General features: G+C 35.7%; 11 protein-coding genes and 1 tRNA gene. 4 read left to right on the forward strand and 8 right to left on the reverse strand.

The window, feature by feature from the left end:
* Positions 1-42: 42 nt before the first annotated feature.
* From QNI15_RS38965 to QNI15_RS05850, 4 genes are all read right to left on the reverse strand, one after another.
* On the reverse strand, positions 43-240 hold the full coding sequence (locus QNI15_RS38965) for a DUF1810 family protein (protein WP_390902161.1): 198 nt from the start codon (positions 238-240) through the stop codon (positions 43-45).
* 97 nt (positions 241-337) lie between these two features.
* Positions 338-412, reverse strand: a tRNA-Val gene (locus QNI15_RS05840).
* A 24-nt stretch (positions 413-436) separates the two neighbouring features.
* Positions 437-2,158: an alpha-glucan family phosphorylase gene (gene glgP, locus QNI15_RS05845; protein WP_314031005.1), complete on the reverse strand. Its 1,722-nt coding sequence runs from the start codon at positions 2,156-2,158 to the stop codon at positions 437-439.
* A 264-nt stretch (positions 2,159-2,422) separates the two neighbouring features.
* A complete protein-coding gene (locus tag QNI15_RS05850) occupies positions 2,423-3,367 on the reverse strand; it encodes a J domain-containing protein (RefSeq protein WP_313998372.1) in 945 nt (314 codons plus the stop codon).
* Positions 3,368-3,741: 374 nt separating this feature from the next.
* On the opposite strand from QNI15_RS05850, the gene QNI15_RS05855 reads away from it, so the two are divergent.
* Both QNI15_RS05855 and QNI15_RS05860 read left to right on the forward strand, forming a co-directional pair.
* Positions 3,742-4,080, forward strand: a complete 339-nt coding sequence (locus QNI15_RS05855) for a phage holin family protein (protein ID WP_313998374.1) — start codon at positions 3,742-3,744, stop codon at positions 4,078-4,080.
* Between the two features lie 349 nt (positions 4,081-4,429).
* Complete coding sequence (locus QNI15_RS05860; protein ID WP_313998376.1) at positions 4,430-4,768, forward strand: n-acetylglutamate synthase; 339 nt, start codon at positions 4,430-4,432, stop codon at positions 4,766-4,768.
* A gap of 81 nt (positions 4,769-4,849) precedes the next feature.
* Here QNI15_RS05860 and QNI15_RS05865 read toward each other — a convergent pair whose 3' ends face one another.
* Positions 4,850-5,176, reverse strand: a complete 327-nt coding sequence (locus QNI15_RS05865) for a nucleotide pyrophosphohydrolase (RefSeq protein ID WP_313998378.1) — start codon at positions 5,174-5,176, stop codon at positions 4,850-4,852.
* Positions 5,177-5,417: 241 nt separating this feature from the next.
* Between QNI15_RS05865 and QNI15_RS05870 the strand changes: the two genes are divergently transcribed.
* A complete protein-coding gene (locus QNI15_RS05870) occupies positions 5,418-6,725 on the forward strand; it encodes an O-antigen ligase family protein (protein WP_314031006.1) in 1,308 nt (435 codons plus the stop codon).
* Between the two features lie 41 nt (positions 6,726-6,766).
* On the opposite strand, the gene dtd is transcribed toward QNI15_RS05870, so the two are convergent.
* From dtd to QNI15_RS05885, 3 genes are all read right to left on the reverse strand, one after another.
* Positions 6,767-7,219: a D-aminoacyl-tRNA deacylase gene (gene dtd / locus QNI15_RS05875; protein WP_314031007.1), complete on the reverse strand. Its 453-nt coding sequence runs from the start codon at positions 7,217-7,219 to the stop codon at positions 6,767-6,769.
* Positions 7,220-7,295: 76 nt separating this feature from the next.
* Positions 7,296-8,879, reverse strand: coding sequence for an NFACT RNA binding domain-containing protein (locus QNI15_RS05880; protein WP_314031008.1), 1,584 nt, complete (start codon positions 8,877-8,879; stop codon positions 7,296-7,298).
* A gap of 110 nt (positions 8,880-8,989) precedes the next feature.
* Positions 8,990-9,760 (reverse strand): hypothetical protein, encoded by a 771-nt coding sequence (locus QNI15_RS05885; RefSeq protein ID WP_314031009.1) that lies wholly within the window; start codon positions 9,758-9,760, stop codon positions 8,990-8,992.
* Positions 9,761-10,257: 497 nt separating this feature from the next.
* Between QNI15_RS05885 and QNI15_RS05890 the strand changes: the two genes are divergently transcribed.
* Positions 10,258-13,497 carry a SusC/RagA family TonB-linked outer membrane protein gene (locus QNI15_RS05890; protein ID WP_314031010.1) on the forward strand — a complete coding sequence of 1,080 codons (3,240 nt, stop codon included), beginning with the start codon at positions 10,258-10,260 and terminating at the stop codon, positions 13,495-13,497.
* Positions 13,498-13,543: the final 46 nt, after the last annotated feature.

The raw sequence follows: 13,543 nt of genomic DNA on the forward strand, positions 1-13,543 counted from the left end.
AGCTATAAGATTGTTTTACTGGTGAGTTTATAGCAAGATCTGTTATAGTAAATTCAGGATATTCTGGTCTTGTATTCCATGGAAAAAAAGCGGCAACAACTTGCTGGAAAACCGGGTATGCTCCTTCCATATAGGATGATGTAAATAAGCTGTAACTTCATTGAAGTCTTCAATGAAATAAAATTTTGCTTTATCACTTTGCCAAATACCTTTGATCTGGGGGAAGATTACTGCATCCAATGGGATGTTTTGCGACCAGTTTTAATCTCTTGCAATCCTTTCAAATATACCTGGAATAGATAAGCTCTAGTAGTCAGCGTATTATGGTATATGAGTGTGGAATGTAAGGGACTCGAACCCATGACCCCCGCCCTGTCAAGGCGGTGCTCTGAACCAACTGAGCTAACATTCCAACCAATAGAATAGCAAAAATACGTTAAACTTTCAAATTCACAAGTTCGTTATTTGGTAAAGCAGGTACATCCTGAAATACATTCTGTTGAGTATATAATAGTTCATAGTATTGTTTTGCCATTCGGCCTGAATCAAAGTTTGGCAAAATATCTGTCATACTGGCATTGACTATGCGTTGCCATTGATCAGGGGCTTCGTAATATATTGGAATCACTACTTCTTCCAGTAATTTATACAAGTTCAATGCATCAATCTCGTCAATTTCATGTTCGGGGAGGGTAGGGTCATTGGGAGGAAGCACAAAGCAGTTTTCGTTATTTCGCGCAAATTCAGGTATCCATCCATCAGGAGTAGAGCAGTTGAGAGCTCCATTCATAGCTGCTGTCATGCCACTGGTGCCAGAGGCTTCATGGGTAATACGAGGTGTATTGAGCCACACATCAGCTCCGCGTTTTAACATAGCTGAAAGCTTGAGTTCATATCCCACCAGAACAGAGCAGTTATAATATTTCTTGGTAAAATGTACCAGCCGATTAAAAACAGATATGCCTGTATAATCAGTAGGATAGGGTTTGCCAGCCCAAATAATTTGAACAGGATACTTCTTATTCGTTAGTAATTGAATAAACCGATCCGTATCATATAATAACAGATCTGCTCGTTTGTATGCTGCAAATCTTCGTGACCAGACAATAGTTAACACATTCTCATTATAGATTTCACCTGTTTGGTCGGCTACTTCTTCAAATAGCTGTCTCTTAAAAAACTTCTTGCGGTTTATGAATTTATCTGTTTCCTTATTTTGGAAAGCATCATAAAGCTCCTTATCTGCCCAGTAGGTAAAATTTTGTGCGTTAGTAATAGACAGAATTGGACTTATATTACTGGCACCTCCCCACATTTTTTGCAATACCTGTGTATGCATTTTAGATACTCCATTTGATAGTCCTGCTAGTCGAAAGGCAGCAAGTGTATGATCTAAAATGTTGGTATGAGTATCAGATAAAGTCCGTACTTCTACCAGAGGGAGATCTGAAAAGAAACCCATACGTTCCAGTAGATAAATATCTGTCTTCTGATTTCCTGCTTCTTCCGGAGTATGATTAGTAAATACTAGCCGTTTTTTGACCTCTTCAATGTCTTTATTATATTTCGCATATAAATAAAATGCCAGTGGTAAACCATGAGATTCATTGAGATGATAGGTATCTGGGTGGTAGTGGAGTTCTTCGAGCAAACGTGCTCCTCCAATTCCCAACAGAATACTGGCAGCTATCCGTGCTTCCAGATTTTGGTCATATAATCTGTGTGTGGTAGTCTGGGCGAGATAATCGTTTTCTGGAAGGTCGGTTGAGAGCAGAAAGACAGGCACTGTTCCAAACACATTAGGTGGCAAGTAATAGGCCGTAACCCATACAGGTGCATGATTGATTTGGATCGAAAATTTGATATCCGTTTTTTCCAGAAAACCATATACCTTTTCCTGAAACAGTACCTCCATTGTCTGATCTCCTTTACGTGTCTGATCGTAATAACCATACTTCCATAAAATACCTATCCCAATCACGTTTTGCTTTAACTCATAGGCACTACGCATATGTGACCCTGCCAGAAAGCCCAGACCTCCTGAGTAGATCTTTAATGATTGATGAATGGCATATTCCATGCAAAAGTATGCTGTACGATTCTGATAGGCTGAATCTGCCTGATAGGACTGTAAAAAGTCTTGAAAAGTTGTTGCCATGGTGTGGATGGTTTGATTATCGATGCAAGCTAATGCATCTGATGAAAGTGTTACATGATTACTGTCATAGATTCTGTTGATGAAGATAACGAATTTCGTGCCTTCAAAGAGAGGAAGGATATGGTAAAATTTTCTTATGTAAAAGAATTTTTAGTGAGATAAGCCTCAGGAAATAAGGGAAATATAAAAAACGTCCAGCATAAATGATATACTGGACGTTAGGGTGTGATTACTTTCAAGAAGATGGTATACGCAATAAAAAAACTATGAGGTTACAAATGTCGGATTGCCTAATGCCGCCAGTTGTCGGAATAATGCTTTTTCCTGTTCGGACAAATTTTTTGGAATACGAACCTGAATGGTTACATACAAGTCCCCAAATGTATCTGGCGTATTATATACAGGCATTCCCAAGCCTTTTAACCGCAATACTTTTCCATGTTCTGTACCTTCCGGAATATCAATCTTTATATTGCCTTTTAGCGTTCCTACAGTTGCTTTACCTCCTAATATGGCAGTATACAAATCAACTGCAATGTCTGTATATAGGTCATTTCCTTTTCTGTCAAAATAGGAATCATCCGCAACATGTATAGTGATATACAAATCACCATTGGCAGCTCCATTTGTACCAGGAGCACCCTTGTCCTTTAATTTTATAACCTGCTCGTGTTCAATCCCCGGTTTGAGCCTGATGCGTAGTTTCTGATTATTTACGTCTACCAGACGTTCAGTGCCTTGGTATGCTTCCTGCAAGGTTAATGTTAAATCAGCCCGATAATCATGCCCTTTTCGTTTGGTACCTGTACGTCCTTTGGCTTCTCCGGGACGTCTGCCAAATAACATCTCAAAAAACTCTGAGAAGGTAGGTTCGTCTGTGCTGTATTCATGAAAAGTACTACCTGTATTGCCACCAAAGTTTCCAAAGTCAAAACCCCCAAATCCTCCTGAAGGTTGACCACCTCCATTGCCATTAGCTTGTGCATGCTTCCAGTTTTCACCAAAGGCATCATACTTTTTACGTTTCTCTACATCACTCAGTACCTCATAGGCTTCTGTTACCTCCTTAAACTTATCCTCTGCCTGTTTATCATCTTTGTTTTTATCCGGATGATACTTTACTGCAAGCTTCCTGTAGGCTTTTTTTATTTCGTCAGCTGTAGCATTTTTTGCAACGCCAAGCGTTTTATAATAATCTTTATAGTCCATAGTTGTGTCTGTTTTCTAGAAAAAATACAAAACCGTGGCGAAAAGTTCCCGAATTGGATACATTTATCTGTTTATGGTATGCTAATATAGTAACCTTTGGGGAAAAGTATCTCATCAAAGACAAACTTACAAATTGAATGTTTACATGAGAAACTATCCCTCTCCATGAATGGTTTTATATTTATCTCTTCATTACTTACTATATCTTTAAATTGGTAAAATATATTCTTTTTCTAAGATTCAATGACACAGCCTTTAATCCAATATTTAGAACACAGACGATGTGTTTCACAAAAAAACAGTATACTTATTGCAGATATGGCATATTAATTTTATATACTAGCACAACTTTTATTTTATAAACTACTTGACTTATGAATTTACTCATTCGATTAATTGTAGCAACCCTTGCTGTTATAATTAGCTCGTGGTTACTACCAGGTGTCCATGTGAATGGAATTGTCACTGCTATTATTGTAGCTATTGTATTAGGGTTTCTAAATGCCTTTGTAAAACCTGTACTTACTTTCTTAACTATCCCTATTACCATCATTACACTTGGTTTGTTCTTATTAGTGATTAACGTAATCATTGTATATATCACAGATGCTTTGATTGCAGGATTCCGAGTAGATGGATTTTTATGGGCTTTGATTTTTAGCTTTGTTGTGTCTATTGTTGGTGCTATATTATCTTCACTTTTTGACGATTAAGCTTCACTACAGTATTTTAATAGAAAAAAGAACAGAGACCTTTCTAATGGAAAGGTCTTTTTTATGTTCTCATAATCTAAAAGCAACAATTTATGTCAGTTAAGATCAAATAAACAGCAATTGAAGCATATGGGAATTAATACTGAGATTACAATCTGGTATTTTGGTACCTCAAAAAAGACATAGAAGTTACAATACCAAAATAACGTTGGTAGAAAGTGGTTAGAATGAAAAACCTGATTTCTAAAGGAGTCAGGCTTTTTTATTTTACAGATCTATTTTGTATTTATTTATGGATTGGAGTATATAATGGATATCTTTCAAGCATAAATCTTTTCTTCTAATTCATATGCTTAATTATCACGAAAAAATTTTTCGTTCTGTAAATAATACGGAGAATGGTGAAGTTAGTGCTGAAACTATGTTTTATTATCAGCAACATGATACTATTGTTACTGCTTCCTACTCGGGAGGAAGTATTGTGACTGGACATCTAATTGCTCTTGTAGATGAGGTTGGACATTTGAGTATGCGTTACCACCATATAAATAATTTAGGACAGCTAATGACAGGGATTTGCCATTCTATTCCTGAAGTAATGGAAAATGGAAAAATTCGTTTGCACGAAAAATGGCAATGGACAAGTGGCGATTATAGTTCAGGAGAATCTGTAATTGAAGAAATATAACAACTACCTCTGATTATACTTATTACAAGATATATCAGAGGTAGTTGAATTTTGTAGCTCTTGCATTGCGTTTTATTAGGACTATTTTAGCTTCTCGTTGTTTTTGTGTCGTTCAGCATCCCTAACTGACTTCTTCTTCATGTTTTGGGTTAATGCCTCTGTCAAATCAACCCCTGTTTGATTGGCAAGGCAAATCACTACAAATAAGACATCTGCCAGTTCATCTCCCAGATTTTTGTCTTTGTCTGATGCTTTGAATGATTGTTCTCCATACTGGCGAGCAATGATCCGGGCTACCTCTCCAACTTCTTCAGTCAGTATAGCCATATTGGTAAGTTCATTATAATAACGGACTCCTGTATTTTTTATCCAGAGGTCTACTGCTTTTTGTGCTTCTTCTATAGTCATAAAAAAATATTTACAATTGTTTGCAACCTTTTATGTAAAAAACGGGTCATAGGAAAGTGAACTAAGAAAATTACAAATTGGTTGTTTTGCTTTCTACGGTAATTAAACTTTAGGCATACTTTTTTGTCTAATTTTGTGTGAAATTAAGAAAGTAAAAGTTATATTTTTACATCTTTTTAGCGGTTTTTGATATGTCTGAAACTGCATATTCTAACCTGATATGATGCATATGGCACTACTTATGAATGAAGTAAAATACAATAAGTTATATTTTTATATACTTTCTATAATTGCTATAACTCTATGTTATCCTAAAATAAATGCTATTAACAATATTAGTATTATTATATTAGGTATTATTTGGATTGCAGAAGGTAAATGGAGAGAAAAAAAGCTTCGATTGATACAAAGTCCTATTATATTACTTGTTGTTTCATTTTTTTTGTTACATGTTATCAGTTTGTTATATAGTCACAATATTACGAAAGGTCTTCAAACATTAGTAGACTATATACCGCTATTATTATTTCCTTTGGTGTTAGGCTCTATTTCCTGTTTGAAGAAAGGGGATATTTATACTATTGTTTCCCTGTTTATTGCATCCTGTTTTGTTGCAACTTTTATTTGTGTGCTGACAGCAGTAAAGATATCATTATGGGATAATTTACAAACAGATGATCATTGGTTTTATGATCTTTTTACAAGGCCTATTGAGTTAAATTCAATTTATTTCTCTTTCTTCTTAGGTTTTTGCATTCTTTGTTTAGGAGCGTATCTTTTTGAGAATATAGGTAAACTTTCTCTTTTAAAGCGAACAGGTTTATTTTTATTGATTATCTATTTTCTGGGCGTAATGCTTTTACTTACATCTCGTACTACTTTAATCGCTACTTTGTTGTTAGGAGCAATAAATTGTTTATTATATCTGATAAAAACTGAAGGCAGAAATATGAAAGCACTTGGTTCGTTGATGATTGCTCCAATATTAGTAGTGATTTTAATTTCTCAGTCTTCATTTCTTACTCAACGTTTTTCAGATATTAAAAATCTGAATACAAGTGCTGTAACCGAAAATTTGCATTCACGTCAAAAACTGAACTTACCTTGGTCTAGTAGTTCTGCTATACGAGTTGCTATCTGGGAATCTTCATTAAGTGTGATCGAAAACAATTTCTTTACAGGTGTAGGAATTGGAGATACTCAGGAGGAGTTGGTAAAGATGTATTACAAGAATAATTATGTATTTGAAAATGGATATCAGGGACATAATGCCCATAATCAGTTTTTACAAACCATGATGACAAGTGGGATAGTCGGTGTTCTGCTATTACTGGGAATCTTTATGGTAGGATTTTTCCTGGCTTGGAGACAGAAAAACTATTTTTATATGACTTTTATTCTATATATCTTTTTAAATTGTTTGACAGAAGCCTTGTTGCAAAGACAAAAAGGAATTGTATTTTTTGGTATTATGAGCAACCTTCTGTTTTTTTATTTCTTTACTAAACAAGAAGTTAAGACTAAATCTAAGATGGCAGTCTATTCTTGATGCAAGGTCAGTAAGGATATAATACCGTAGATTATCTACTATCAAATTCTATTTTTTGAGTCAATAACAATCGTAACAGGACCATCATTAAGCAGATTTACTTTCATATCTGCTCCAAATGTACCTGTTTCGATTGTTTTCTTTATTTCTGTGGTGAGAGCCAAGATCATCTTCTCATATAAAGGTATAGCTTGTTCAGGTCTGGCCGCATCAATGAAAGAAGGTCTGTTTCCTTTTTTGGTGCTTGCATATAAAGTAAACTGACTGATAAGCAATATATTTCCATCTACATCTGAAACGGAGAGATTCATTTTTCCTTCTTCATCTCCAAAAATACGCATGTTTACTATTTTTTTACTCAACCATTCTATATCTTCTTTTGTATCTGTATGCGTAATTCCCAGCAGAATAAGTAAGCCTTTTCCAATTTGTCCTTTTATCTGATTATCAATAGTAACTGAAGCACTTGTAACTCTTTGAATAACTGCAATCATGGAATATATATTATTAATATGGAATATATATTATTAATGTAGAGTAAGCAATTAGAAAGAAGAATAATGTGATTGGTTACAATCTGGAAAAATCTGCAGGTTCAACCAAAACAACTTGTTCTTTATCGATAATGACAGCTCCTTCTGGAAGACCTTTGGGTTTCCGAATGTATTTGCGTGGAGTAACTGTAACAGGGCACAGAGTATCATTCTTTCGTTTGGAATAATAGGCTGCTAATTGAGCTGCTTTTTCAATGACTGGCTCTGGAAATTTCTTGCCGGATTGGTATTTTATAATTACATGTGACCCTGTGACATCCTTGGCATGCAACCAGAGATCTTCTTTCCATGCATACTCCCGTGTTAGCAGATCATTGTTTTTTGCATTTTTACCAACTAGGATCTCAAATCCTTGGTATTCAAACCGTTTAAATAGTTCCTGAATGGCAGGAATAGTTGAGGTAGATGCCAGATCATAATCTTTTATATAATTGCGTAAAACCTTCAGGTTTTGAATAGCGATTATATCCGCCAAATACTTATTGATTTGTGCCATCTCTGATTCTTTCTGAGCAATAGCTTTTTCCAGTATCTCTATTTCAATCTTTTCATTTTTGGCTTTCCTATAATAAGTTTCTGCATTTTTTTGAGCAGATAGTTCTTTTTTTAGCTTGATACGAATTGTTTGATTATGGTAAAAATCAAATAACTCTATTGTTTCACTACCAGGAGGGATCTGATGAATATTGGCCATTAGGATATTGGCTAATTGTTCATGACGAGCCTCTGTTTGAATTTGATTTAGCTTTTCATAGGTCTTTGCCAGATAACTTTCTGTCTGCTTTTTTTGTTTCTCAAGCTTGTGCAATACCTGTTGTCTTTCTTTATCGAAAGTACTCTCTCTGGCATATAAACTATAAAAGCGGTTCGCAATCTCTAAAGGATCTGCTGATTCAAACTCTGTATTACCTATTGGAAATAAAGTAAGTTGGAAACTACTATTGCTTGTACTAAGATGTGCAGGAGGACGCTCAACATAAAAAAAAGAAGGATTTTCCAGGTTATATATAAATTGTTGCAGGATAGTCCATTGTTCCTGAGCTGATTTATCAGGAAATTTCTCCTGTTTCAGATAGGCAACTGCTGGTTTTCCTAAGGTTGGATAAATAGTTGCAGGATTTTGTTTATGTTGAATAAAATCTTCAAATGTAGGGTTGATATCTCGGTGAAGCAATTCTGGTGAAAGAGAAAGATCTGCTTCAATATTATTCTGAAATAATTCTATTACCTTATTATCCTTATATAATAATACATTAGAACGATTCCCATGTAACTTAAACAAAAGTAATAGCCCAGAATCTAACTGAATGGCAAAGCTTCGGTCATTTTTATACTGAATGATTTTTTCAACAGTTCTCCCTGTTAATTCGGAGAAGAGCTCCACCGTATTTTTACGTGCTCTATGAAATTCAGATGGAAAGGTAAGGCAGACAAAACTATTCTTTAATATAGCTCGGATAAAGAAAAGATCAGTTTTACTCAAAAAGCTAATAACCAATTCATCTTTATCCTGACTAAACGCACTATCTACTGTGCGTCCGATTAATATAGGTGCCAGTGCAGAAGAAACCTGTCGTAAATAATAATAGTTGTTATGCATGAGCTTGCCTATGTTAGTATCTGATGTGTTAGTAAATCAGGTTGATGTAACGTGTATTTTGTTGGCTAATAGATAGTTACTGGCTGATATAATAAAGTGTTGGATTAAACCTATCTGGATTTTACAATTTTGTTAATATGCTGTTCTACTTGAGCTATCGTGTTTACTTTCAAAGAAGGATTTAGGGCAACCTTTCCTAACTCATACCAGAGATTTTCTCCAATGTCAATATAGGAGCCTTGTAGATGGGGTTCTCTTTTTTCTGCTTTTTCTGAGATAAAGGATAACGAAAATATTAACTCCAGTAGTTCTTTCATTTCGTCCCAGTTACCTGATTTTTGTTGCATTTTGGCATCATTCAGACGTGTCTGGATAGATACACTACGATCTTTAAATTGTATCTTAAGAGAGCAGAAAAGTGTTGATTGTGCTGCTATTTTTTTATACCGTATAAGAAGTGGAGCTTCTTTGCCTGAGGTTTCGTAAATACCTTGAATAAACTCCTGTAGAAAATACTCCCAATTCCATATTGAATCAGGACATCCTTGAAAAATGACGTTTTTCTGCGTTTTAAAGGTTAATTCCAAAAAGGGCTGATCATTAGTATCAGTTTTGGTGGTTGTACGACTATTTTTTAATAGCTCTTCCATGAGTGGCAACCATATTCTGGAGATGTTCCCTTTCCAGGAAAAGTCATCCTGACCCGTAAAGCCTTCATCCTCTATCTCTTCTTGTGTAAGTCCTTCCCGATTATGATATACCCATGAAAAATCGATTTTAATATCGTTGGGGCTTACTAATCCTTTAATATGATAGTAATAGCAATAGGGAGGCGGTATAGAAGCCGCTGTTTCATATTTTATTTCAAATTCAGTGATCATAATCTACTTTCCTTAAATAACAGGCAGCAAAGGTATCAAAAACCTTATTGGTCTGGAAGTATCTGTCGTTTATTAAGTCTATAGTATGGACTCAAATAGGTGTATGTGAGAATCTAGATGGGTGTGTAATATGTAATAGGCTGTTAATCTTGTGATTATATTTTATGACAAAAACAGGATGAGTGAAGTGATATCTCTCTGAGTTAACTGCATATAATCAATAGTCTGTATGTATTCTTTTTCGGTTTAATTCAATTGTATTCTGAATAATAAGGCTGTATTCAGGCTCTGTCTTAGTTGACAAAGTACATTACCTTATAGGAAGGATATTTTGTAGAAATAATATTTTTTAAAATATATTTTAAATTTTTCTGCAAAAAATTGTATTATTATAATTGTAAACATAAATTTGTACTAGATCAATACACTTTATATACAATTTTGTGAAATTGATCGATAGTAAAAATTCTATATTATAACCCCTAAACAATTTTTCCATGAAACACAATTATCTACGAGCAAGTGTATTGCTCTGCCTGGTATTTCTGTGTTCAGTAGTTGGCGCCTTTGCGCAGACTACTGTAACCGGTAAAGTAACTTCTCTGGAAGATGGCGGAGTACTACCTGGTGTAAGTGTATCCGTAAAAGGAACTACTCGTGGTACTACTACTGACGCTAACGGTAAGTATAGTATTGCTGTGGATGGCTCTACGGCCGTCTTGGTTTTTAGTTTTATTGGTTTTACTACTGAAGAAGTAACAGTAGGGAATCGGACTGTGGTAGATGTACCTCTGACTGCAGATTTACAGGCATTGTCTGAGGTTGTCGTTACTGGCTATACAACAGAAAATAGACGTGAGGTAACAGGTGCTGTTGCTACTGTAAAATCCAAAGACCTTGTCGCTGTACCTTCTGGTAACGTTGAGCAGGCTTTGCAAGGACGTATATCAGGGGTAACTGTTATTACTAATGGTCAACCTGGCACTACAAGTATTGTTCGTTTGCGTGGTTTTGGCGCTTTTGGTGGTAATGAGCCACTATACATTGTAGATGGTGTGCCTGTGGCATCTACAGATTTTCTTCAACCGGATGATATTGAAACTACGACTGTATTAAAAGATGCGCCATCTGCTTCCATTTATGGTGCTCGTGCTGCTAATGGGGTAATTATTTATACTACTAAAAGAGGAAAGAAGGGTGATGGTAAACTACATGTAAGTTATGATGGAGTATTTGGAGTGACCACACCTGGTAAAGTTGATAATATTTTAAATCCTCAAGAACAAGCTGACTGGACATGGAATGCAATTAAAAATACAGCTCGACAATTAGGTAAGGATCCTAAATTTGAGAGTCAGCAATACGGCAATGGTACTACTCCAGTTTTGCCTGATTATATTCTAGTTGGTTCAAATACTGGCGTTCGTGGTACTATTGATTTGGCAGCTGAGAAAGCTAAATACAATGTAAATCCGGAAAAAGGCTCTATTTATTCTGTTATGAAAGCAAATAAAGCAGGGACTAACTGGTGGGATGCTATTACACAAAATGCTATTCTGAACAGACATACATTAAGTTTCTCAGGTAGTGGTGAAAGAAGTCAGTTTTATGTAAGTTTTGGTATGCAGGACCAGCAAGGGATCATTATTCATCAAAACTTCAAACGTTATAGCTTTCGCATCAACTCTGAACATAGTGTAACAAAACATCTGCGTGTAGGAGAGAATGTTACAGGGCTTTATATTTCGAGATTGGGTATAATAGGTGGAAATGGTGGTCGTGGATCATCTGGTGAAGAAACACAAATCTTGAGTGCATTTCGTATGCCTGCTATTATTCCAGTATATGACGAGTTTGGTGGATATGCAGGTACTTTAGCTGGAGGATTTAATAACCCTCGTAACCCTGTAGCTGAACGTGATAGAGCTGCTGATAATGGTGGATACAATATTGGTGCTATTGGTAACGTATATGCGGAACTTGATCTGCTTAAGGGATTGACTTTGCGCAGTAGTTTTGGAGGAGGAATAAGTACAGGTTATTATAACTATTATAACCGACCATCTTATGAGAACTCAGAAAATAATAACACATTTACATATGGGGAAGGTGCCAGTGCTTATAAGAACTGGGTATTTACCAATACTGCCAGATACCAAACTAAATTTGGTGCACATGGAATTGATGTGTTAGCAGGTATTGAAGCATTAAATACAGGAAATGGAAGACAGTTGGAAGCCAGAGGCCAGAATCCATTTTCTACTGATATCAATTATATAACGTTACCTAATGTAAGTAACCAGAACGTTAATAGAGATGCTACTGCTTTTAACGTAGGCGTTAACTTTTATTCCTTGTTTGGTAGAGTTCAATACAGCTTTGGCGAAAAATATATGGTGAATGGGGTATTACGCAGAGATGGATCCTCTCGCTTCGGTCCAAATACCCGTTATGGTGTATTCCCTGCTATATCTGGTGCATGGCGTATTTCAGCAGAGCCTTTTATGAAAGATATTCCATTTGTATCCGATCTTAAGTTAAGAGGTGGATGGGGACAAATGGGTAACTCCAATAACGTAGATCCTAATAACCAGTTTAGTTTATTTGAATCTAACTTGGGTAGAGCATACTATGACATTGCTGGTGGCAACGGAGCTCCAACAGAAGGTTTTTATCGCAACAGAATTGGTAACCCTAATGCAAAATGGGAAACAAGTACTACCTCGAATATAGGTATTGATGCTACTATTCTGGATGGGAAAGTCGAATTAGTATTTGATCTTTGGAGAAAAGATACCAAAGATCTGTTGTACTCTTTAGAAACTCCTGCTGTCGTAGGTCCTTTGGCTGCTGACCCTTCAATTAACATTGCAAAAATGAGAAATCAAGGGATTGACCTTCAGATAATCAACCGTGGAAATATTATTCCTGATCTAACTTATGAAGTGAATGTTACTGCTTCCTGGTTGAAAAATGAGATAGTTGCTTTAGCTCCAGGTGTTCCTTATTTTGAACCCTATTCTATGAGAGGAATTACACCTGTACGTAACCAGATTGGTCAACCTATTTCTGCATTCTTTGGATATAAAGTAATTGGTCTGTTCCAAAGCCAGGAAGAAGTAAATTCTGCTCCTGCACAGGATGGTAAAGGAATTGGACGGTTCCGTTATGCAGATGTTAATGGTGATGGCAAAATTACACCTGATGACAGAACTGCTCTGGGAAGTCCTGTACCTAAGTTTAATGGTGGCCTTAACCTGACTTTAGGATATAAAAATCTGGAATTGACAGCCTTCTTATATACAGCTTTAGGTTTTCAAAACTTTAACTTATCAAGATGGTATACAGATTTTTATCCATCATTTAAAGGAGCTGCTATCGGCAACCGTGTAAAAGAATCGTTTACATTTGAAAAAGGAGGAAATACTGTACCTATTTTTGAAGATGCATCAAACTTGAGTACAAACACTGTATCTAACTCTTATTATATTGAAAAAGGAAACTATGCCCGGTTAACTAACCTGCAGATTGCCTATAAGTTACCTGCTGCTTTATTGAGTCGTTATGGAATTGAAAGAGCCAAGATTTATATTCAGTCTACTAACTTATTTACAATCTCAAAATATTCTGGTTTAGATCCTGGAGTAGGTGGGGCTGCTGACCAGAACCTTGGAATTGATGTTGGTAACCCTCCTGTAACAAGAGGCTTCAATCTAGGTGTTAATTTTGGATTCTAACTTTATTTGATAGTAGTTAAAGATATCCCCCTGTTTCAACTATCAG

This window comes from Xanthocytophaga flava, assembly GCF_030068545.1.
Taxonomy (GTDB): Bacteria; Bacteroidota; Bacteroidia; order Cytophagales; family 172606-1; genus Xanthocytophaga; species Xanthocytophaga flava.